The 19830-nt window shown below is 71.8% G+C and carries 24 protein-coding genes; 15 read left to right on the top strand and 9 right to left on the bottom strand.

Annotation, left to right across the window (positions count from 1 at the left end; genetic code table 11):
- Positions 1 to 4: 4 nt before the first annotated feature.
- Positions 5 to 538 carry a TOPRIM nucleotidyl transferase/hydrolase domain-containing protein gene (locus tag AB0P25_RS06720; RefSeq protein WP_363806172.1) on the bottom strand — a complete coding sequence of 178 codons (534 nt, stop codon included), beginning with the start codon at positions 536 to 538 and terminating at the stop codon, positions 5 to 7.
- Between the two features lie 69 nt (positions 539 to 607).
- On the opposite strand from AB0P25_RS06720, the gene AB0P25_RS06715 reads away from it, so the two are divergent.
- Positions 608 to 907 carry a hypothetical protein gene (locus AB0P25_RS06715; RefSeq protein ID WP_363806171.1) on the top strand — a complete coding sequence of 100 codons (300 nt, stop codon included), beginning with the start codon at positions 608 to 610 and terminating at the stop codon, positions 905 to 907.
- A gap of 10 nt (positions 908 to 917) precedes the next feature.
- Here the strand turns inward: AB0P25_RS06715 and AB0P25_RS06710 are convergent, their stop codons facing one another.
- Together AB0P25_RS06710 and AB0P25_RS06705 are read right to left on the bottom strand one after the other, a co-directional pair.
- On the bottom strand, positions 918 to 1457 hold the full coding sequence (locus AB0P25_RS06710; protein WP_363806170.1) for a hypothetical protein: 540 nt from the start codon (positions 1455 to 1457) through the stop codon (positions 918 to 920).
- Positions 1458 to 1466: 9 nt separating this feature from the next.
- Positions 1467 to 1739 carry a TetR family transcriptional regulator gene (locus tag AB0P25_RS06705; RefSeq protein WP_363806169.1) on the bottom strand — a complete coding sequence of 91 codons (273 nt, stop codon included), beginning with the start codon at positions 1737 to 1739 and terminating at the stop codon, positions 1467 to 1469.
- A gap of 83 nt (positions 1740 to 1822) precedes the next feature.
- Here AB0P25_RS06705 and AB0P25_RS06700 point away from each other — a divergent pair, with 83 nt between their 5' ends.
- Both AB0P25_RS06700 and AB0P25_RS06695 read left to right on the top strand, forming a co-directional pair.
- Positions 1823 to 2752, top strand: a complete 930-nt coding sequence (locus AB0P25_RS06700; protein ID WP_363806168.1) for an aldo/keto reductase — start codon at positions 1823 to 1825, stop codon at positions 2750 to 2752.
- Positions 2753 to 2837: 85 nt separating this feature from the next.
- Complete coding sequence (locus AB0P25_RS06695; protein WP_363806167.1) at positions 2838 to 4043, top strand: GDSL-type esterase/lipase family protein; 1206 nt, start codon at positions 2838 to 2840, stop codon at positions 4041 to 4043.
- A 6-nt stretch (positions 4044 to 4049) separates the two neighbouring features.
- Here the strand turns inward: AB0P25_RS06695 and AB0P25_RS06690 are convergent, their stop codons facing one another.
- Positions 4050 to 4973: a 5'-3' exonuclease gene (locus tag AB0P25_RS06690; RefSeq protein WP_363806166.1), complete on the bottom strand. Its 924-nt coding sequence runs from the start codon at positions 4971 to 4973 to the stop codon at positions 4050 to 4052.
- A 76-nt stretch (positions 4974 to 5049) separates the two neighbouring features.
- Here AB0P25_RS06690 and AB0P25_RS06685 point away from each other — a divergent pair, with 76 nt between their 5' ends.
- The 4 genes from AB0P25_RS06685 (at position 5050) to AB0P25_RS06670 (ending at position 8127) form a co-directional block, all read left to right on the top strand.
- Positions 5050 to 5499 carry an SRPBCC family protein gene (locus tag AB0P25_RS06685; protein ID WP_363806165.1) on the top strand — a complete coding sequence of 150 codons (450 nt, stop codon included), beginning with the start codon at positions 5050 to 5052 and terminating at the stop codon, positions 5497 to 5499.
- 26 nt (positions 5500 to 5525) lie between these two features.
- Positions 5526 to 5930, top strand: a complete 405-nt coding sequence (locus AB0P25_RS06680) for an NUDIX domain-containing protein (RefSeq protein WP_363806163.1) — start codon at positions 5526 to 5528, stop codon at positions 5928 to 5930.
- Positions 5931 to 6000: 70 nt separating this feature from the next.
- Entirely contained in the window at positions 6001 to 7221 is a 1221-nt protein-coding gene (locus AB0P25_RS06675; RefSeq protein ID WP_363806162.1) for a prolyl oligopeptidase family serine peptidase, read from the top strand.
- 51 nt (positions 7222 to 7272) lie between these two features.
- Positions 7273 to 8127, top strand: a complete 855-nt coding sequence (locus AB0P25_RS06670) for an NAD(P)H-binding protein (protein ID WP_363806161.1) — start codon at positions 7273 to 7275, stop codon at positions 8125 to 8127.
- Positions 8128 to 8190: 63 nt separating this feature from the next.
- On the opposite strand, the gene AB0P25_RS06665 is transcribed toward AB0P25_RS06670, so the two are convergent.
- The 3 genes from AB0P25_RS06665 to AB0P25_RS06655 form a co-directional block, all read right to left on the bottom strand.
- Positions 8191 to 9879, bottom strand: coding sequence for an alkaline phosphatase family protein (locus AB0P25_RS06665; RefSeq protein ID WP_363806160.1), 1689 nt, complete (start codon positions 9877 to 9879; stop codon positions 8191 to 8193).
- Positions 9880 to 9940: 61 nt separating this feature from the next.
- On the bottom strand, positions 9941 to 11152 hold the full coding sequence (gene efeB, locus AB0P25_RS06660; RefSeq protein WP_363806158.1) for an iron uptake transporter deferrochelatase/peroxidase subunit: 1212 nt from the start codon (positions 11150 to 11152) through the stop codon (positions 9941 to 9943).
- Positions 11149 to 12336 (bottom strand): EfeM/EfeO family lipoprotein, encoded by a 1188-nt coding sequence (locus AB0P25_RS06655; protein ID WP_363806157.1) that lies wholly within the window; start codon positions 12334 to 12336, stop codon positions 11149 to 11151. Before AB0P25_RS06655 ends, efeB begins: the two co-directional genes overlap by 4 nt.
- 272 nt (positions 12337 to 12608) lie before the next feature.
- Between AB0P25_RS06655 and AB0P25_RS06650 the strand changes: the two genes are divergently transcribed.
- Positions 12609 to 12782, top strand: coding sequence for a hypothetical protein (locus AB0P25_RS06650; protein WP_363806156.1), 174 nt, complete (start codon positions 12609 to 12611; stop codon positions 12780 to 12782).
- 6 nt (positions 12783 to 12788) lie between these two features.
- Here AB0P25_RS06650 and AB0P25_RS06645 read toward each other — a convergent pair whose 3' ends face one another.
- Complete coding sequence (locus AB0P25_RS06645) at positions 12789 to 13436, bottom strand: response regulator (protein ID WP_363806155.1); 648 nt, start codon at positions 13434 to 13436, stop codon at positions 12789 to 12791.
- A gap of 17 nt (positions 13437 to 13453) precedes the next feature.
- The gene (locus AB0P25_RS06640) at positions 13454 to 13837 is read right to left on the bottom strand and encodes a response regulator (protein WP_363806154.1); all 384 of its coding nucleotides are present in this window, start codon (positions 13835 to 13837) and stop codon (positions 13454 to 13456) included.
- Between the two features lie 68 nt (positions 13838 to 13905).
- On the opposite strand from AB0P25_RS06640, the gene AB0P25_RS06635 reads away from it, so the two are divergent.
- From AB0P25_RS06635 to AB0P25_RS06605, 7 genes are all read left to right on the top strand, one after another.
- Positions 13906 to 16509, top strand: coding sequence for a PAS domain S-box protein (locus AB0P25_RS06635; protein ID WP_363806152.1), 2604 nt, complete (start codon positions 13906 to 13908; stop codon positions 16507 to 16509).
- On the top strand, positions 16506 to 16841 hold the full coding sequence (locus AB0P25_RS06630; protein WP_363806151.1) for a hypothetical protein: 336 nt from the start codon (positions 16506 to 16508) through the stop codon (positions 16839 to 16841). The genes AB0P25_RS06635 and AB0P25_RS06630 overlap by 4 nt, the downstream gene beginning before the upstream one ends.
- 167 nt (positions 16842 to 17008) lie before the next feature.
- The gene (locus AB0P25_RS06625) at positions 17009 to 17314 is read left to right on the top strand and encodes a hypothetical protein (protein WP_363806150.1); all 306 of its coding nucleotides are present in this window, start codon (positions 17009 to 17011) and stop codon (positions 17312 to 17314) included.
- A 68-nt stretch (positions 17315 to 17382) separates the two neighbouring features.
- Positions 17383 to 17847 carry a hypothetical protein gene (locus AB0P25_RS06620; RefSeq protein WP_363806149.1) on the top strand — a complete coding sequence of 155 codons (465 nt, stop codon included), beginning with the start codon at positions 17383 to 17385 and terminating at the stop codon, positions 17845 to 17847.
- Complete coding sequence (locus AB0P25_RS06615) at positions 17844 to 19076, top strand: divalent metal cation transporter (protein ID WP_363806148.1); 1233 nt, start codon at positions 17844 to 17846, stop codon at positions 19074 to 19076. The genes AB0P25_RS06620 and AB0P25_RS06615 overlap by 4 nt, the downstream gene beginning before the upstream one ends.
- Positions 19073 to 19477, top strand: a complete 405-nt coding sequence (locus AB0P25_RS06610; RefSeq protein WP_363806146.1) for a hypothetical protein — start codon at positions 19073 to 19075, stop codon at positions 19475 to 19477. The genes AB0P25_RS06615 and AB0P25_RS06610 overlap by 4 nt, the downstream gene beginning before the upstream one ends.
- A complete protein-coding gene (locus tag AB0P25_RS06605; protein ID WP_363806145.1) occupies positions 19464 to 19808 on the top strand; it encodes a PRC-barrel domain-containing protein in 345 nt (114 codons plus the stop codon). Before AB0P25_RS06610 ends, AB0P25_RS06605 begins: the two co-directional genes overlap by 14 nt.
- Positions 19809 to 19830 lie beyond the last annotated feature (22 nt).

Genomic DNA, 19830 nt, shown 5'->3' with positions numbered 1-19830 from the left:
CACCCTAGGGGAGCGGGTGCAGGATGCCGCGGAGCGGGGCGGGGAGTTCGGCGGGGGCGAGGGCGGCCGTGAGCACCGCGCCGTAGTGCTCCTTGCGGCCGGACGTCGTCCCGAGGAAGCGGTGCAGCTGCTGGTCGAGCGTGCGGGGGCGCTGCGCGGGCTGCTGCGTGAACATCCGGAACAGGCGCAGATCGCCCTCACGCTCCAGCACGACGAACGTGCGCTCGGGTCCCAGCGCGCGCAGCAGCTCCGCTTCGAGGTCCGGCCGGCAGACGAAGATGGCGGCGTCCGGCAGGCCGGCCCGCTGGTAGTACCCGGCCTCCCGCGCGTCGCACAGGCCGCGCAGGGTCAGGCCGTCGCCTGAAGGACCCAGCTCGGCAACGAACCGGCGGATGCTCATGGCACCGCCCATGGGCACGACCGCCACGTCCGAGGCGGCCAGGTCGATCCCGAGGAGGACGGCGGCCGTCAGCACCGCTGCACGATCGCTCGCGCCCTCCACCAGGATGGCGGTGCCGTGCTCTCCTCGCCCGCTCACGCTGACATTGTGCTCCACGCGCCCACCGAGCACTGTCGCGCCCCGGCCTCCGCGCGTACGGTGCACGCCATGAAGATCATCACTTTTGCCGCAGGAGTCGCCGTCGGCTTCATCATCGGGTCGCGCGCCGGGCGGGGTGCGTACGAGGACCTGCGCAGCAAGTGGCGCGGGTTCACGGAGTCGGACACCATCCAGAGCGTGAAGGGTGACGTCAAGGACTTCGCCGGTCGCGCCGCATCGGACGTCGGGGGCAAGGTCAGCGAGACCGTCAGCAAGGTGGCCGACAAGGCGTCGTCCAAGATCGACCAGGTCACCGGCAAGGGCAGCAGCAGCGACGAGGGCAGCGCGTCCACCTCGCCCGCCGTCTGATCCGTCCCCGTTACGCTCCCTCGGGCGGGTGGGCCAGCAGGTCCACCCGCTCGGAGAGGTAGCCGTCGAAGGCGAGCGCGTGCGCGTCGTCGGCCGCCGCGCTCCAACGGACCAGCGCCTGCCCGCCGCGGAGGAACAGCGGGCCGCTGGACGTGCGCAGCGCCTCCGCGTCGAGAGCGATCGGGCGTGCGTCGAAGTTCACGGTCTCGCCGTCGCGGAAGTGCCCGCGCGCAGCGGCAGCGCGCAGGGCCCTCCGGTGCTCCGCGGACAGCGACTGGTATTGCGGGCGGCCGGGCGGGTTGGCCCGCACCAGCGTGCCGGTCGCGGAGAGCGTTCCGGCGTCGTCGAGCAGGAAGACGCCGAGCCGCCACACGCTTCCGACCCGGCGCAGTGCCGGTTCGCGCCGGATGCCCAGGGTGCGCCGTGTCGGGACGTACTCCGCAAGCGCCTCCTGACGGGCGCCTGCCGCTGACAGCGCCGCCACAGCGTCCTGGATCGCCGTCTGGATGCGCCCGATGGCATCCGCGTCCTCGTCCGTCCCGTCCTGCACGGGACGAGCCTACGAGAGGGTGCGGATGGAGAAGGAGTTGTCGTCGGTGACCAGCAGCAGTTCGAGGCCGGCGTCGTGGCGAAGCACCACGAGGGCGGACGAGTCCGTCGCGGCCACGCGCTCGACCTGGTTGAGGAAGATGCGCGCCATCTCGTCGGTCACGCGGAAGTCGCGGCCCAGAGCGTTCACGATGAACCCGCACGTCTTCGGCGGGATGCGGCGGAGCCCCGTCTCCTCCGCGAAGTCTTCGACAGCGACGTGGAACTCGGGGGTCATGGTCATCGGTGGCTCCTTTACTGCCATCACGCAATGTAGGCGCGGAAAACCGCGCCGTCAGGGGGTTGACGGGGAGTTAGATGGAAGGCATGAGAACGTTCACCTTCCCCCGCACCGACATCGAGGCCTCGAACATCGTCCTCGGCCTCATGCGGATCTCGTCGCTCGACGACGAGCAGATCCGCACCCTGGTCCGCACCGCACGCGACTCCGGGATCACGATGTTCGACCACGCCGACATCTACGGAGGCGAGCGCCACGGCTGCGAGCGCCGCTTCGGCGACGCCGGCGCCATCCCCGCCTCGGAACGCGACCAGGTCGTCATCCAGTCGAAGGTCGGCATCCGCGACGGGTACTTCGACTTCTCGCGCGAGCACATCCTGCGCTCGGTGGACGAGTCGCTGGAGGCGCTGAAGACCGACTACCTCGACATCCTCCTGCTCCACCGTCCGGACACGCTGGTCGAGCCGGACGAGGTCGCCCTCGCCTTCGATGAGCTTCAGAGCGCGGGGAAGGTGCGCGCGTTCGGCGTCTCGAATCAGACGCCGGGCCAGATCGAGCTGCTGCAGCGCTCGCTCTCGCAGCCGCTCGTGGCGAACCAGGTGCAGCTGAGCATCACGCACGCGCCGATCATCGCCCAGGGAGTCGCCGCCAACATGGCCGCGCTCGACCAGTCGATCGACCGTGACAACGGCATCCTCGACTACGCCCGCCTGCACGACATCGTGCTGCAGGCCTGGTCGCCGTTCCAGAAGGGCTTCTTCGACGGCGTCTTCCTCGGCGACCGCGAGAACTTCGCGGAGCTGAACGACGCGATCGACGAGCTGGCCGAGAAGTACGACGTGACGCCCACTGCCATCGCCGTGGCCTGGATCACCCGTCACCCCGCCGGGATGCAGGTGATCCTCGGCACCACCAACGAGCAGCGCGTGCGCGACGCGGCGGCCGGGTCGGAGATCCCGCTCACCCGCCCCGAGTGGTACCGCCTCTTCACGGCCGCGGGGCACACCCTCCCGTAACCGCTCCCCGACCGGGCGTCGGTTCAGCGAACACCACGCCGTCGCCCGGTCAGCCGCCCGGGCCGCGACCGGTTACGGTCGGTAGGTGGTCGACGATCGTGTGCCGCTGTCGCACAGGGTGGCGATGCGGCTCTGGCGCGCCCACGTGGCGGCCGTGCGCTCGCGGCTGGTGCGGCCGGTGGACGGTCGGCAGGCCTACGCCGCCGGACGCAGGACCATCCGCGTTCTCCTCGTCGGCTCGGGTCCCGTGATGGGCTGGGGCGTCGGAAGCCACGACCTCGCCCTGCCCGGCGCGGTGGCACGGGCGCTCGCCGCCGCCACCGGTCGCGGCGCCGTGGTCGATGTGGTGCCCCACCCCTCGGCGGGAGTCGCGCGCCTGGGCCGGCTGCTCGACCGGGCCGGCTTCGAGCGCTACGACGCCGTGGTGCTGAGCGGTGCCGTGGCGGACGCCCTGCGGATGGCCGAGTTGCCGGCATGGGCGGTGGAACTCCGGAAGCTCCTGGAGCACGCCCGCTCGTGCGGGCCCCGGACGGTGGTGTGGCTGGGCGCGCAGCCCATCCTCTCCATCCAGCCCTACGACAACGCGGGCGGCCGGATCGGCGACCAGCATGCCCGACGGCTCAACACCGTGGCGCGTGACGTCTGCCACGAGACCGGCGCGCTCTACGTCGGCCTCCGGGCACCGGATCATGCCGAGCCGCGACGGCGGCGGACGCCGGCGGACTACCTGTTCTGGGCGCGGCAGATCGTGGACGCTCTCGCGCCCGCGCTGCAGGAGAGGGACGCGCAGCGGGCCGTCCGGGCGGCGGACGGCGCCGACCGCGTCGAGGCGATCGAACGCCTCAAGCTCAGCCGCCGTGGCGGAGACGCGCGACTCGACGGCATCGTCAGCACGGCGAAGCGCACGCTCGGGACGGAGATCGCGATGTTCACCGTCCTGGACGACCGGAGCGAATGGCCGCTCTCCTCGACGGGTGCGGTGCTGCACAGCATCCCGATCGAGCAGTCGGCGTGCATCCACACCATCCAGACCGACGACGGGATGGTCGTGCCGAACGCGGAGGAGGACGACCGGTTCGCCGCGAACGCGCTCGTCACCGGCCCCGCCGGGCTGCATTACTACGCCGGGTACCCGGTGGAGGCGCCGGACGGGACGCGGATCGGCGCTCTCTGCGTCTTCGGTCGCGCGCCGCGCGATCGGACGGAGGGGGAGGCGGACCTCGATGTGCTGCGCGAACTCGCCCTGCTCGCGCAGCGTGAACTGTGGCGGTGGGAGCCCCCGGAGGACTGAGCGGCCTCAGCCGTTCACCGCGGTCAGCAGGCGGTCGAGGGAGCCGCCGAGTCCGTATCGCTCCGACAGCGCGCTCAGCGTCTCGCGCTGCTCGTCGGTCGGTGGCGTGAGCCGCGCATCCACCTCGGGCAGGGGGAGGTCGCGGACGACCTCGACGACCTTCGGTGCGACCGCGAGGTAGTCCCGTGCGGCGGCGAAGCGCGCCCGGGCCGCCGGCTTCATGCCGCTCGCGGAATCCTCGGCCGCCGAAACGATCCCGGCGAGGTCGCCGTACTCGGCCAGCAGTGCCGCAGCCGTCTTCTCGCCGATCCCCGCGACACCGGGCAGGCCGTCGGAGCTGTCGCCGCGCATCGCCGCGAAGTCGGCGTACTGGTCGCCGCGCACGCCGTACTTCTGCTGGACGACCGCGTCCGTCACGACTTCGAGGTTGCTCATGCCGCGAGCGGTATACACGATGCGGACGTCACGATCGTCGTCGACGAGCTGGAAGAGGTCACGGTCTCCGGTGACCACGTCCACGGGTCCGTCCGCGCGGGTCGCCAGGGTCCCGATCACATCGTCGGCCTCCGCGAGCGGCGCGCCGACGATCGGGATACCGAGCGCATCCAGCACCTCGCGGATCACCGGCACCTGGGCGACCAGCGCGTCGGGCACCTCCTCCACATCCACACCACCGGGCACCAGCGTCGCCACGCGGTGCGCCTTGTAGCTCGGGATGAGGTCGACGCGCCAGCGCGGCCGCCAGTCGTCGTCCCAGCAGGCGACCAGGGAGTCAGGGCGGTAGTCGGTCACCAGCTTGGCGATGATGTCGAGGAACCCGCGCACCGCGTTCACCGGGGAGCCGTCGGGTGCCTTCACCGTATCGGGCACGCCGTAGAACGCGCGGAAGTAGAGGGAGGCGCTGTCGAGCAGCATGGTTCGGCCGGTCACGCGTCGATCCTGCCACGCGAGGCGGGTGTGCGGCACACCTCCCCGCGCACACCGCACGGGCGCTAGTGTTCGCGTCATGGCCGGAACCGTCGTCGTCGAACGCACCGAGCGCATCAGCGCCAGCCCCGAGCAGCTGCTGCCGCACATCGCGCGCCTCCCCGAGTGGACGCAGTGGTCGCCGTGGGAGGACCTGGACCCCGATCTGCAGCGCGAGTACACCGGCGAGCCGGGCGCGGTCGGCTCCACCTATGCCTGGTCCGGCAACCGCAAGGCCGGCTCCGGGACCATGCGGGTCACCGCGGTGGACCCGGACGGCGTCGGGATCCACCTGGAGTTCACCCGTCCGTTCCGCTCGTCGAACGAACTGCGGTTCGTGCTGACGCCGGAGGGCGACGCGACCCGGGTGATCTGGCGGATGGAGACGCCCCGCAAGCTCTACACGCGCTTCGTCAATCTGGACAAGCTGATCGGCGGCGACTTCGAGAAGGGGCTGCGCAAGCTCAAGCAGGTCGCCGAGACCCCGTGACCGGAGGAGGCCGCTAGCGTGGGAAGGTGACCTCCGATCCGATCATCGTCTCCGCCGTCGCTGTGGTCCGTGATCGCCGGGTGCTGATGGTCACGGCCAGAGGGCGCGACGTCTACTACATGCCCGGCGGCAAGGTGGACCCCGGCGAGACGGCGGCGGAGGCCGCCGCGCGGGAGGCGTTCGAGGAGGTCTCCCTCCCGTTCCGCGCCGACGACCTCGAGGAGCTGTTCGAGGTGCGGACCCAGGCGCACGGCGAGCCCGACGGCCGGATGGTGCACATGCGGGTGTTCCGCGGCTGGACGGATGACGAACCGGTGCCGTCCGCCGAGGTCGGCGCGGTGCATTGGACTACCAGCGCTGACGCGGACCGCTGTCCGCCCGCCGGCACCGAGGTGCTGCGCCGGCTCGTGGACCTGGGCCTGATCGACTGACGAACCCTCGGACGCATCCACCCCGCACGAGGGCTGGCGGCGGCCCAGCGGGGACCGGCAGGCTGAGCGCATGGCGCGCACGCACGAGTTCACGTTCTCCGGCAACCCCGACTTCGACTTCGAGATCCGCACCACGATCGGCCAGGCGTTCAGCGGCGCCGCCGACATCGGGGAGGTGATCGCCGCCGTCCACGGAGTCGGCGAGAAGGATCACGAGGGCTGGTTCCGGGCATGGCTCGGTCTTGCCGACCGCATCGCCGCGCAGGCCGGGGCGTCGGCGGCCGCGGGCCACGCGGTGAGCGCCGCGAGCGCCTACCTGCGGGCGGCGTCGTACTACGGCACCGCGGTCAACGCGGTCGCCTCGCTCCCGTCCGAGGATGAACTGCTGCCGACGTTCCGCAAGCACCGCGCCGCGTGGGACGCCTGGGTGGATGCGGTCGACCTCGAGATCGAGCGCGTCGCCATCCCGTATCAGGACACCACGTTGCCCGGTTACCTCTTCCGTGCGCCACGCGCCGCCGCGTCCGGCGCCCCTCACCCGCTGCTCGTGGTCGCGAACGGCAGCGACGGCCCCCTCACCAGTCTGTGGGCGTCGGCCGTCTCGGGAGCGCTCCGTCGCGGATACGACGCCCTTGTCTTCGACGGCCCGGGCCAGCAGTCGATGCTCTTCGAACGCGGTGTGCCGTTCCGTCCCGACTGGGAGGCCGTGCTGACGCCGGTGCTCGACTTCGTGCGGGCGCAGCCCGGCGTGGACGCGGACCGTGTCGCCCTCTACGGCATCAGCCAGGCCGGCTACTGGGTGCCGCGCGCGCTCGCCTTCGAGCACCGCTTCGCCGCCGCGATCGCCGACCCGGGCGTCGTGGACGTCTCCACCTCCTGGACCGATCACCTGCCCGGCACCATGAAGAAGCTGCTCGCCGACGGCGAGGACGAGAAGTTCGACCGCGACATGGAGATGGGCGCGAAGTTCTCGCACGAGCTCGCCTACACGTGGCGTTTCCGCGCCCGCCCGTACGGCACGACCGGCTACGCCGAGACGATGCGGACCGTGATGCAGTACACCGTCCAGGATGTGGCCGCGCAGATCACGACCCCGCTGCTCATCACGGACCCCGAGCACGAGCAGTTCTGGCCCGGCCAGTCGGAACGCCTGGCCGCCCTCACGCCGACCGTCTCGACGCTGGTGCGCTTCACGGAGGCCGAGGGCGCCGACTTCCACGTCCAGCCGCTCGCCCGCGCACTCACCGAGGAGCGGATGTTCGACTGGCTCGACGAACGCCTCGGCCGCTGACGTCATACACAGGTCCCTCCGGGCACCCCTTCTGCCTATGCTGGGGCTGAGATGAGCGATCCCGTACCCACCCTGGCCGTGACCGGCGTCACCGGAGGCGTCGGCAGGATGACGGCGGACATCCTGGCGGACGCCGGAGTGCCCTTCCGGATGCTCGCGCGCTCGCCGGAGAAGGCGCCGCGCTACCCCGGCAGTTCCGTCGCCCGCGCGGCCTACAGCGACCGGGATGCGGTGCTCGCCGCCCTCGAGGGCGTCGAGATGCTGTTCATGGTGTCCGCCGCCGAGAACAAGGAGCGGCTGGGCGAGCACCTGGCCTTCGTCGAGGCGGCCGAGGACGCGGGGGTGCAGCACGTCGTCTACACGTCGTTCTTCGGCGCGGCGCCCGACGCGACGTTCACCCTGGCCCGCGACCACTACGCGACCGAGCAGCGCATCCGGGAGTCGCGGATGCGCCACACCTTCCTGCGCGACAACCTCTACATCGACTTCGCGCAGTTCCTCGTCGGCGACGACGGCGTGATCCGGGGGCCGGCGGACGACGGGCGGGCCGCTATGGTCGCCCGGGCGGACGTCGCGCGGGTCGCCGCGGAAGCCCTGCAGCATCCCGCCGACCACCTCGACGTCACCTACGACCTCACCGGTCCCGAGGAGCTGACGCTCGCCGAGGTCGCCGAGAAGCTGTCGGTGCACACCGGCCGGGCGGTGTCGTTCCACGACGAGACGCTGCCGGAGGCGTACGCGTCCCGCGCCAAGTGGAACGCCCCGGACTGGCAGGTCGACGCCTGGGTTTCGACCTACACGGCCATCGCCAACGGCGAGCTCGCGGGCGTCTCCGGCGACGTCGAGCGGGTCACCGGCCGGCGGCCGCTCTCGCTCGACGAGTTCCTGCGCGACACCCGGCCCTGACGCCGACGACAGACGACGAAGGAGGCGGCCCGCGCACCGCGGACCGCCTCCCGGGTCAGCCGGTTACGGCTGCGTGGTCCAGCCGCCGCGCGGAGGCGCCGGCCAGTGCGGGCGCGTCGGCACGATGGACGACACCGCGCCCGTCGCCGGATCGAGCAGCACCTCGCGCTGCTGCGGGTGGAACCAGTCGAACAGTCCGCCCAGGGATCCGGCGCTCGTGTCGAACGACGCGTCGCCGATCCGGCCGGTCAGCCAGTTCGTCTCGATGAAGCGCAGGATGCTGGCCTGGTTCGTCTGCGTGTGGTCGATGCGGTTCTGCGCGGCCCATGGCGAGACGACAAGCAGCGGCAGGCGCTGGCTCGGGCCGCAGCGGTCGGCATAGCCGCCGGCGACGTGCTTCACGCTCGTGCACACCGTCGAGTCGACGGCCGCGTCGTTCGATCCGTTGGTCACCTTCGGGGCGACGTGGTCGTACCAGCCGTCCGAGTCGTCGTAGGCGACGACGACCGCGGTGCTCGACCAGCTGTCCGACTTCTGGATGGCGTTGATCTCGTTGACGAGGAACTTCTGCTCGTCGATCGGGTCGGAGTATGCGGCGTGGCCGTCCTGCGCCTCCGGGGCCTTCAGGAACGAGACGGCGGGAAGGTTGTTCCCCTTCAGCGCCGCGTCGAACGAGGTCAGGTCGTACTGGTGGTTGGCCTGGTCCGTGTGCCCGATCGCCTTCACCGAGGTCGGCGGAAGGTGGTGCGGGTTCGAGGTGGACTTGTAGTACTGGAACGGGGAGTGGTGCGGCGAGTAGTCCTTCGGCGTCGCGCCCGCGATGTTCGCGGTCGTGGCGTCGCACTTCGCGTAGGAGCCGGCCTGACCGTTCCAGGCGGTGGTCGGCGTGAAGCCGCCCTGGAACCAGCCCCAGCTGACTCCGCGCTGGTTGAGCAGGTCGCCGACGTTCTTGCCCGCCATCCCGACGACCGCGGAGGTCGAGGTGTGGTCGTTGTCGGAGCAGTCGTCGTAGGCGGGGTCGGGGTCGCCGATCACGGTGCCGACGCCCTGCGCGTTCGGCGACTGGACGGCCGTGGAGGTCGTGAGCACCGCTCCCGTCTTCGGGTCGTACGCGGTGCCGCCGTGGGTCTGGCCGGAGATGAGGTTGAGCGCGCCGGGTGTGGACGGGCCGAACGTGGTGTCCCAGCTGTTGTCGCTCATGGCGTAGTTCTGGGCGTAGTTCCAGAGGCCGGTGACGGTGTTGCCGTCGTAGTAGTCCATGACCAGGCCCGGAGCGCCGTACGCGCCGGTGCACGTGTCGGTGGACGTCTTCTGGACGAACTGGTCCATCGCACCGCCGTCGACCGCCTGCTGCTCGGCCTTGTAGCTGTGGTTCTGGTCGCAGGTGACGGCCTGCGCCGGGGTCAGCCGCTTCGGCGGGTACAGGTTCGGGTTGTTCGTGAGGGTCCCGGAGCTGACGAGCGTGTTCGCCTTCGGGGTGTTCTTCGCCGCGGTGAACGGCGTCCCGTCGGTGTTCGCCGCGTTCGGGTAGGTGCCGAAGTAGTGGTCGAACGAGATGTTCTCGTCGAAGATCACGACGAGGTGCTTGATCGGCGTGAGGGTCTGATCGGAGTGGTCGCCGTGCTGGCCGCCGGGATTGGCGGAAGCGGGGGCGCCCGCGAGGATTCCGGCGCCCGCGAGCGCGGCGGCGCCGGCGAGGGCGACGCCGGCGAGGGCGACGGGGGAGCGGCGCAGACGTGAGGGTCTGAACACGATTCCTTCTTCCTTCTTGTTCTGTGGTCCCGGCACGGTCGTGACGGGCGGCCTCCGGTGGTCAGGCGAGCATGGTGCGCCCGAGCCAGTCGGAGGAGTCGCGGGCTCCGGGGAGCGCGAAGTAGTACCCGCCGCCGAACGGCTGGATGTAGTCGGTCAGGGGTTCGCCCGCCAGCCGCTTCTGGACCGCGACGAACTGCCGGTCGAGGTCCTGGTTGAAGGCGACGAAGATCAGCCCCATGTCGAGGTTCCCGTTGGCGTCGAGGCCGCCGTCGTAGTTGTAGGCGCGGCGCAGCATCCGCTGGTCGGCGGTGTCGCTCGTGCGGGGGTTCGCGAGGCGGATGTGCGCGTCCAACTGGATGACGTCGCCGGTCGGGTCGTTCTCGAAATGGGGATCGTCGAACTCGGCCGACGCGGTGAGCGGGGCGCCGGTGTCGCGGCGGCGGCCGATCATGTTCTCCTGCTCGTGCAGGTTCACCCGGTCCCAGAACTCGACCAGCATCCGGATGACCCGGACGACGTGATAGCTGCCGCCGGCGCCCCAGGCCGGTTCGCCGCCGCCGGCCTTCGCCCAGACCAGCCGCGACATGAGGGAGGCGTCGCTCGTGTCGGGGTTGCTCGTCCCGTCCTTGAACCCCATCAGGTTGCGCGGTGTGCCGCTGGGCCGCGGCGGCGACACGAAGCCGTCCTGCCGCCAGCGCACCTGCATCGCCCCGCGGATCGCCCGGGCGATCTCGCGGACCGCGTGCGTGACGGCATCCCGGTCGGCGGCGCAGACCTGCAGCAGGAGGTCGCCGTCGCAGACGTCGCGGCGCAGGGCGTCGTCGGGGAACTCGTCCATCGTCCGCAGCCGGGCGGGTTTCGCCGCCGAGAGCCCGAACCGGCCGTCGAACAGGGAGGCGCCGACCGACACGGTGACACTGAGCCCGTCCGGGACGACGGTCGGCCCGAGCACGCCGGAGTCGCGGGGCGGGGCGGCGAGACCGGGGTCGGGAGGCGTTCCTCCGGTGGTGAGGAACCGGGCGCGCTCGGTGATCGTCTTGAGCAGGTCGGCGAGTTCGGCGCGGGAGCCGGCAGTCACGTCCAGGGCGACGAAGGCGGAGGCGCGCTGGGCGGGCGTCAGGATGCCCTGCTGATGGGCGCCGTGGAACGCGAGCGCGGCGGGATGTGCGACTGCCGCCGGGCGGCCCGGCACGGCGGCGATCCGCGCACCGGCCGCGACGGCGGTCGCGGCGGACGCCTGCAGGAAGCCGCGGCGGTCGATGCGGGTCATGAATCCCTCCTGGGGTCGCAGATGGCGGCGACGGGGGCCAGCAGCTCGGCGGCGCGGCTGAGGGCCGCATCCACCCGCTCCCGGGCCGTCCGGTCCAGCGCGGAGAGCGGCGTCCACGTGCCGTCGGCCGCTCGGAACGAGTCGACGAGCGCCTGGGCCTGGGCCACCGCCTGCTGAGTCCCGGCCAGCGCGTCGTAGCGGTCGGCGAGCACGTCGTGCAGCGGCGCGAGTGCCGCCGCGGCGCCGGAGAGGTTCGCGTCGATGCCGGCGAGCTCGGTGCCGGAGCCCGCGTCGGTCGCGCCGGTGAGCCCGTCCTGGATCGCGTCCTCGACGATCTCGTGCGCCCGCAGCGCGACCTCGCCCGGGTCGAGCTGGGCGTCGGCGAACTGCGCCTGCAGTCTTCCGACGAGCGTCGCCAGCGTGTGCGCGGAGGCGGCGACGTCGGCGGCGGGCGCCCCGTGCCAGAGCTGGGACTCGACCAGGTGGAACCCGGTCAGGCCGTGCCGGGGCAGACCATCCAACTCGTCGCCGAGGTCGCCGAAGGCGTCGTAGGCGCCGCCGAGGGTCTCATAGGCGGTGTGGGCGGTCAGCCAATCGCGTCTCGCGGCCGGTAAGTCGCCCTCCTCGGCGTCGGCCGCCACGGCGGCGACCTCGCGCTGCAGAGCGGGTAGGCGCCCGGCCACCCAGGCGGTGTACGCCTTGGCGACCGGGATGAGGTCGTTGCGGGTGACCGGCACGATGCCCGGTGCCAGGGCGGAGCCCGGTGGCGCCGCACCGACGACGACGGTGGGGCCGCGTGCCGGGTCGGCATCGGCCGGCAGGCAGACGAACCGGTAGCGGCCCGCGCCGAGCGACGCCCGGACGGTCGCGTGCGCCCCGGCCCCCAGGCTCTCGAGGTCGAGGTAGACGCGCTTGCTGTCGACCGCCTGCAGGTACACCTCGATGCCGCCGACGGTCGTGTTCGTCACGGTGAAGGTCTGGTCCCCGCCCGGAACGGCGGCCGTTCCGCCGTCGGTCGGTCCCCATCCCGCACCGCAGTCGTCGAGCCCCGCGCTGATCTCGAACGCCGCGGGCGCGGCCGCCCCGCTCGCCGCGGGCCGCAGCACGATCGCGAGCACCGACGCCACGACGACGAGCGCCGCGAGTGCCGCGAAGAACGCGGTCAGCCGGGCGCGAGTCGACATCGGCGGATGCCTCCAGAGGGGGATTCGTGGTCCGGACGACGTCCGGCGTGAGCGATCCTAGGAGCGCTCCGCAGCCCCGGGATCGGCCTTCACCCGGTGTTCACCCGACCGTCATCGACCCGCCCCCGAGAGGGGGACAGACCGCGGCCCAGCGCGTTCGCGCCGCGAATAGGGGCCGCGGCGATCCGGCCGCGTGGGGCGCATGATGGAGTGTCGGAAGGGGCGCCATGCGCGAGGCCTGCTGCCCGCAGTGCCGTGGTGCTGCGCGCCTGGTGCGGAATCCCTACTACGGCGCGGGCCTGGCCGTGCACGCCGACCTGCTGGTGTGCGAGTCGTGCGGCTACACCGGCTATGCCGACAATCCCGAGGACGATGCGGCGGAAGCGGCCGGCTCGCGGGCGGAGGGGCCGCTGCGGCGGTTCCTGCGGATGATCGTGGGGGGCTAGCCTCCCCTACCGGATCCGCACCCGCCCCTGCTGCCACATCCGCGCCGCGGTGACGCGCGGGTTCGCCTGCTCGTCCGCATCCACGCCGAGCGCCGTGTACAGACGCGCGAGCATCGTCTCGACCGCCCGCACGCTGGTGCCCCGCTCGCTCGCGATGCGTCGCGTGGACGCCCCGGATGCGACCAGGCGCAGCACCTCGGCCTGCGCGCGCGTCACGGTGCGCACGTCCCCCGTCGGCTCGGCCGGCCGGTGCGTGCCGCCGACGATCGCCGCGTCCACCGCCGAGACGAGGACATCCACATCCTTCACCTGCGACTTCACCAGGTAGACGACCGAGGGGGGCAGCGCGTCGTCGCCCACCGCCAGCTCGGGCGACAGGTGCGAGGTGAGCACGACCAGTCCCACCCAGGGCAGCTCGCGGTGGACGCGCCACAGCAGTTCGGCGCCCGATCCGCCGCCGCCGAAGTCGAGATCCGTCACGACGGCGTTCGGCTCGACCTCGAGGATCATCGTCCAGGCATCCTCGGCCGACGTCGTCTGGGACGCTTCGATGCCGGTGGAGCGCAGGGCGGACGCAACCATCGACGCCGTGAAGACGTCGTCGTCGGCCACCACGGCTCTCAGTGTCCGCGTCCGTGCGGAGGTGTCGGTCATCTGCTGGCTCCTGCCCCTTAAGTCACCGTCCCAGAGGTGGACGCCACGAGCCCGTCGACGGCGCCGAGGAGCTCGGTGAGAGGGAACGGCTTCGCGAGATAGCCGATCCCGGTTCCGGCGAGCTCCGCAGGCGGAGCCAGGGAACCGCTCATGACCAGTATCGGGCGGGCGCTCCCGTCCTCCCGGCGACCGAGCGAGGTCAGGCATTCGCTGAGCGAACAGCCCGGGATGGTCGCATCGAGCAGCACGACGTCCGCCTCCGCCCCGCCGGGCGCGGTCCGCGGGTCGCCGGTGGCCGTGACCCGGTACCCGTGCGAGGTCAGCGCGGCCTCGACGGTGAGGCGGATCAGCGGGTCGTCGTCGACGACGAGGACGCGCATCCCGTGCTGCAACTCGCTCATGGCGGTCAGTGTAGGCCGCCCGATCCGCCTACAATCCCCTCCATGCCCCGCCAGCCCAGAGCCCTGCCATGACGACCCCGGCCGAAGCCCTCCGGCTCAACGGTCTGGATGCGCTGTTCCACGGCCATCCGGACGGCGTCTGCGTCGTCGACGAGGACGGCGTGTTCGTGGAGTCGAACAGCACGCTCGCCGACCTCACCGGCTATCAGGTCGCGGATCTGCTCGGGGTGCCCTTCTCGCGCCTCCTGCATCCCGACTACGTCGAGTCGACGATGGCGCGGTTCACGGAGGCCGTCGCCGGGCAGAACCGGCGGTACGTCACGCGCATCGTCACGTCCGACGGCACGGTGCGGCTCCTCGACGTGACGCTGATCCCGCTGCGCGGCGACGGGGCGGAGGTGGCCGCGGTCCTGGCCATCGCGCGCGACATCGGCGACGTGGAGCGGGCGGCCGCGGCGGCCGCGGGCAACGAGGCGCTGGTGCGGATGGCTGCGCGGATCGCAGGCTTCGCCGGCTGGACCGTGGACGTCGAGACGGGGCGCATCGAGTGGAGCGAAGAGCTCTTCCGTCTGCTCGGGCTGGAGGCGGGCCACGTCCCCGGCGAGGAGGACTCGCTCGCCCTCTTCGAGCCGGCGGACCGCGAGGCGGTGGCGGACGCGTTCGCGCGGACGATGCACGACGGGGAACCGCTCGACCTGCGGGCGACCATCGTGGACGCCTCGGGGCGGAAGGTCCACGCGCACCTCGTCGGCGAGGCCGAGCGCGACGAGAGCGGCCGGATCGCACGCGTCCACGGCGCGTTCCACGACGTGACCGCGCTCGTCCGGCACCGCGAGGAGCATCGGGCGATGGCGCGCCTGCTGCGCAGCTCCCTCGACCAGGTGCACGACGCGATCGGGTTCGTCGACCGGGACTGGCGGTTCACATTCGCCAACTCGTGGGCGCTGCAGCTCGCCGGGATCGATGAGGCCCGTCTGCGCGACCACACGCTGTGGGAGATGTTCCCCACCACGCAGGGCAGCCCGTTCGAGGCGATCTACCGGGACGCGATGGACCGCGGCGTCGTCGGGACGGCTCGTGCGTTCGTGCCGGACTGGGGGTGCTGGTTCGAGGTGGACGCGCATCCCACCGAGGAGGGCATCGCCATCATCGTGCGCGACGTCACCGACGATCAGCGAGCCCGGGAGAAGCTGGACGAGTACACCCGGCGCGTGGAGGCGCAGGCGGCGCTGCTGGACGCGGCGCGCGACGCGATCATCGTGCGCGACCTGGGCGGCGTCATCCGGTACTGGAACCACGGCGCGGAGACGATCTACGGCATCCCCGCGGCGGAGGCGGTGGGCCGGTCCGTGCGCGACCTGCTCTACGACGACCCGCGCGAGTTCGACCTGGCGGCCGCCGCCCTGCTGCGGGACGGCTTCTGGGTGGGCGAGCTCCGGCAACGGCGGGCGGACGGAACCCTGATCGTCGTGGACTGCCGCTGGCAGCTCTCGCGCGGGGAGGACGGTCAGGTGACGGTGTTCGCCGTGAACTCCGACATCACCGAGCACCGCCGCGAGCAGGAGCAGCGCATCCGGGCTCAGCGGCTGGAGAGCCTGGGGACGCTGGCGGGCGGCATCGCGCACGACCTCAACAACGTGCTCACGCCCATCCTCATGTCGGTGCAGCTGCTCCGGCAGGATGAGAAGGATCCCCGCCGCCGCGACATGCTCGACGCCCTGGATGCGGCCGCGCAGAGAGGTGCGTCGATGATCCGGCAGGTGCTGTCGTTCGCCCGCGGGTCGCAGGGGCATCGCGCTCCTGTGGAGGTCGGCCCGCTGCTCTGGGAGCTGGCGCGGTTCTGCCGCGAGACGCTGCCCAAGTCGATCGAGCTTCGCGTGGAGTCGCCGGACGGGCTGCCCGCGGTGTCGGGAGACGAGACGGAGCTGTTCCAGGTGCTGGTCAACCTCGTCACGAACGCACGCGACGCGATGCCGGAGGGAGGGGTCCTCGCCATCCGCGCCGGCGAGCACGGCGGCAAGGTGCGCATCGAGGTGCGCGACTCGGGGACCGGGATGGACGAGGTCACCGCGGGGCGCATCCTGGAGCCGTTCTTCACCACCAAGGAGAGCGGGACCGGCCTCGGGCTGCCGACGTCTGCCGCGATCGTGAAGGCGCACGGCGGCGAGCTCGAGGTGGATACGGCACCCGGCCGCGGCACCGCGATTGCCTTCGAACTGCCGCCGGTGGCGCAGGCGGAGGCGTGGCCGCCGCGGGAGGAGACGCCGGCGCCGGGCCCCGGCCGGGGACGCCGGGTGCTGGTGGTGGACGACGAGCCGGCGATCTGCGAGCTCGTGCGGGCGACCCTGGATCAGCGCGGGTTCGTGACCGAGGTGGCCCAGGGGCGTGAAGCGCTCGAACTGCTGACCCAGGGCCGCCGGTTCGACGCGGTCCTGACGGACGTGATGATGCCGGGTGTCGCGGGCGACGCCATCGCCCGCCGGCTGACGGCCGAGCAGCCGCAGGCGGCCGTCGTGCTGATGAGCGGGCTGCTGCCCGGTCCCGGCGCCCGCGCGGCGGTGGAACGCGACGGGGCCCACTTCCTGGCGAAGCCGTTCACACCGGCCGCGCTGCTGTCCACACTGGATGCGGCGCTCACCGAACGTGCCGCCTCCCAGCGGGCGCAGCCGTGACGGACGACGACGCGGCGCTGCGGGATGGGCTGGAGCCCGCCCTGCGCGACGCGATCGCGCGGCTGTCGGACGCGTCCGTCACGCCGGATGGCCGGCGGCTGGTGGGTGAACGACTCGCTGCGGCGGCCGAGCGTGCGCAGGAGCGGCTGGGTGAACGGGCGCGGGAGCCGCGCATCCACCGCATCGTCGGCGCTGCCGCCTCCGCGTCGATGGCGCTGGCGCTCGGGGACGGCATGGTGCCGGTCTCCGAGGTGACGGAGCGGCTGCGTGACGGCCTGGACCTGTTGACGGCGGGATCCTGGTCACCCGAAGACCAGGATCCCGCCGAATAGGCGCCGCGGCGGATCAGCCAGGGACCGGGGGGACGGGGCTGCTCCGGACACGCGACGCATCGATCATCCGGGTTGCGTCGGTTCAGGTGCAATGACGGCCCTGCGGAACTGTGCGCGAAACGAAGAAAATGGGCCACGAGAGCGCTCTCCTATGAGAGGCTTCAGACATGAAGGAATCTCACGGACCCGATGCGACGGAGCCCGCGTCCGTACACGGACCGGGCCGGGCGCCGGCCGGGATGCCCCTCACGATCCGTCTCGGAGAGCGGGAGTACGCCGCGCTGGTGCGGATCGCCCGCTCGCGGGAGACCACGGCCGCCACCCTCGTGGAGCAATTGGTCCTCCACGCGCTGAGCAAGGCCGACGTCCCGCCGCCGGCCGAATCGCACCCCGCCCGGCGTCACACGACCTACGAGGAGGCGACCGCGGGCTTCCGGCGCGACGAGCCGGCCCGCACTGCGCCGGACATGTAGCCTTTCTCAGAATCGGCGACGGGGGCCACCACTGTCACCGAGTTCACAGCCCGCGTACAGTCGCCGGCGTGATCCACCGTTCCCTGCCGACGCGGGCAGCCACGGCCGCGCTCGCCGGCGCTCTCGTGACTTGCGCGCTCGCCGGATGCTCGACGGACGCCGCCGCCCGCGGCACGCTGTCGCAGTCGGCCGGCACCGCCGCCGCCAGTGCCCGATCCGCGGGCCTCGTGCTCGGTCTCGACCAGGAGGACCGCGTACTGGGGACGGTCCTCGACACCGGCCTGTCCGACGCCGCCGACAAGCTCGCCGCGGAGGCGCGGGTGGTCGCCACGATGACCGCGATCGGCGGGATCGGCGCCAGCCGCGACCGCGTGCTCCACGACATCCGGGCGGCCCAGGACGAGGTGGCTTCTGCCCAGCGAGCAGTCGCCGCGAACCGTGACTCCGGTGACGCCCTCCGGGCGCATCGCCGCGAGCTCGACCGCCTGGCGCAGCAGCTCGACGCGGCTTCGAAGCGGTTGGAGCGCGGGTGAAGGCGCTCTTCGCCGTCGCTCTGGGCGTCCTCACCGCGATCGGCGGCTTCGTCGACATCGGGGACCTGGTGACCAGCAGCGTGGTCGGCTCGCGGTTCGGTCTGACGCTCGCCTGGGTGCTGGTCGTCGGCACGATCGGCATCTGCCTGTTCGCGCAGATGTCCGGTCGCGTGGCGGCGGTCAGCGGTCGCGCCACCTTCGAGATCATCCGGGAGCGGCTAGGAGCGCGGATGGCCCTCGCCAACCTCTCCGCCTCGTTCCTCATCAACCTGCTGACGCTCGCGGCGGAGATCGGCGGCATCGCTCTGGCGATGCAGCTCGCCTCCAGCATCGCGCCGACGCTGTGGTTCCCGGTCGCCGCGATCGCGGTCTGGATCGTCGTGTGGCGGGTGAAGTTCTCGATCCTCGAGAACGTGACGGGGCTCCTGGGTCTCGCGCTGGTGGTCTTCGCGGTGGCGTTGTTCGCGCTGCACCCCGACTGGCCGTCGCTCGCGTCGCAGGCGCTGCTGCAGCCGTCCCCCGACACCGACGAGTCCCCCGCGACGTACTGGTACTACGCGGTCGCGCTGTTCGGCGCCGCGATGACGCCGTACGAGGTGTTCTTCTTCTCGTCCGGCGCGATCGAGGAGAAGTGGAAGCCGAAGGATCTCGCGCAGTCGCGGGTCAACGTCCTCGTCGGGTTCCCGCTCGGGGCGCTGCTCTCGCTGTCCATCGCCGCGTGCGCCGCCGTCGTGCTGCTCCCCAAGGGGATCGCCGTGGAGTCGCTGTACCAGACGGCTCTGCCGGTGGCGCAGGCGTTCGGCAAGATCGGCTTGATCGTCGCCATCCTCGGATTCGTCGCCGCCACGTTCGGCGCGTCCCTCGAGGTGACGCTGTCGAGCGGCTACACGCTCGCCCAGTTCTTCGGGTGGCCGTGGGGGAAGTTCCGGCGTCCCGCGTCGGCGTCGCGCTTCCACGCGGCGATGATCCTGTCCTTGGTGGTCGGCCTCGCCGTCCTCTTCACCGGGGTGGACCCGATCCAGGTCACCGAGTTCTCCGTCGTCTTCTCGGCGATAGCCCTGCCTCTGACCTACCTGCCGATCCTCATCGTCGCGAACGATCCGAAGTACATGGGCGACCACGTCAACGGCAAGGCCACCAACTTCTTCGGCCTGATCTACCTGGGCATCATCCTGATCGCCTCCCTCGCTGCGATCCCCCTGATGATCGTGACGGGAGCAGGAGCATGAGCGAGCGCCGCGACCTGCCGAGGCCCCCGCGGGTGGCGGGTCAGATCCTCGACGCCGGGCTGGACCTCCTCGACCGCCAGATCCTCGACCCGGAGCACGTCCCGGTCACCACGGTCGACGACGTGGAGATCACGACGCCGAACGACCTCGCGCACCTCGACCCCGAGCGCCCGCCGGTCATCGAGGCGCTGCTCACCGGGCCGATCCTGCTGACACGCGTCTTCGGCGGCCGCCTGCCCGACTCGCGCTTCATCCGCATCCCGTGGCGGGTCGTCTCGGACTGCGGGATCGTCGTCAGCGTCGGCGTCCCCGCCGACTCGCTCGACGCCAGCTGGACCGAACGGTGGATGAGCGAGCACGTGATCGGCCGCATTCCGGGAGGCGATCATGATCCTGAGTGACCTGCTCGGCAGCCCGGTGCTGACCGCGGACGGCGAGAACATCGGCGAGGTCGTCGACGCCCGCTTCGTGCTCGATGGACCGCCCGACGGGATGCTGGCCGCCGCCCGCCTGCACGGCCTCGTGGTGAGCCCGCACTCCCGCGGCTCGTTCGCCGGCTACGAGCGCACCGGGGTGGATGCGCCCGCGCTGATCGCGCGCTTCCTCCGCTGGCGAGCCCGCGGGTCGGTCCTCGTGCTGTGGACGGACCTCGCGTCCTTCACCGACGACATCATCCGCCTCCGTCCGGACGCGACCCTGTACTCGCCGCGGTTCGACGACTCCGAGGTCTGACCGCGCACGTTGTCAAGGGCTG

The sequence above is a fragment of the Leifsonia sp. NPDC077715 genome (assembly GCF_040686855.1).
In the GTDB taxonomy this organism is placed as follows: Bacteria; Actinomycetota; Actinomycetes; order Actinomycetales; family Microbacteriaceae; genus Leifsonia.
This window is presented reverse-complemented; position numbering and strand designations above follow the sequence as displayed.

What these genes read in the sequence shown, in the direction of transcription:
- AB0P25_RS06705 (WP_363806169.1), bottom strand. Translation starts at nt 1,739, where the DNA reads ATGACCATGACCCCCGAGTTCCACGTCGCTGTCGAAGACTTCGCGGAG.
- AB0P25_RS06675 (WP_363806162.1), top strand. Translation starts at nt 6,001, where the DNA reads ATGGCGCGCACGCACGAGTTCACGTTCTCCGGCAACCCCGACTTCGAC.
- AB0P25_RS06645 (WP_363806155.1), bottom strand. Translation starts at nt 13,436, where the DNA reads ATGACCGACACCTCCGCACGGACGCGGACACTGAGAGCCGTGGTGGCC.
- AB0P25_RS06700 (WP_363806168.1), top strand. Translation starts at nt 1,823, where the DNA reads ATGAGAACGTTCACCTTCCCCCGCACCGACATCGAGGCCTCGAACATC.
- AB0P25_RS06685 (WP_363806165.1), top strand. Translation starts at nt 5,050, where the DNA reads ATGGCCGGAACCGTCGTCGTCGAACGCACCGAGCGCATCAGCGCCAGC.
- AB0P25_RS06640 (WP_363806154.1), bottom strand. Translation starts at nt 13,837, where the DNA reads ATGAGCGAGTTGCAGCACGGGATGCGCGTCCTCGTCGTCGACGACGAC.
- AB0P25_RS06715 (WP_363806171.1), top strand. Translation starts at nt 608, where the DNA reads ATGAAGATCATCACTTTTGCCGCAGGAGTCGCCGTCGGCTTCATCATC.
- AB0P25_RS06605 (WP_363806145.1), top strand. Translation starts at nt 19,464, where the DNA reads ATGATCCTGAGTGACCTGCTCGGCAGCCCGGTGCTGACCGCGGACGGC.
- AB0P25_RS06670 (WP_363806161.1), top strand. Translation starts at nt 7,273, where the DNA reads ATGAGCGATCCCGTACCCACCCTGGCCGTGACCGGCGTCACCGGAGGC.
- efeB (WP_363806158.1), bottom strand. Translation starts at nt 11,152, where the DNA reads ATGACCCGCATCGACCGCCGCGGCTTCCTGCAGGCGTCCGCCGCGACC.
- AB0P25_RS06625 (WP_363806150.1), top strand. Translation starts at nt 17,009, where the DNA reads ATGAAGGAATCTCACGGACCCGATGCGACGGAGCCCGCGTCCGTACAC.
- AB0P25_RS06635 (WP_363806152.1), top strand. Translation starts at nt 13,906, where the DNA reads ATGACGACCCCGGCCGAAGCCCTCCGGCTCAACGGTCTGGATGCGCTG.
- AB0P25_RS06655 (WP_363806157.1), bottom strand. Translation starts at nt 12,336, where the DNA reads ATGTCGACTCGCGCCCGGCTGACCGCGTTCTTCGCGGCACTCGCGGCG.
- AB0P25_RS06610 (WP_363806146.1), top strand. Translation starts at nt 19,073, where the DNA reads ATGAGCGAGCGCCGCGACCTGCCGAGGCCCCCGCGGGTGGCGGGTCAG.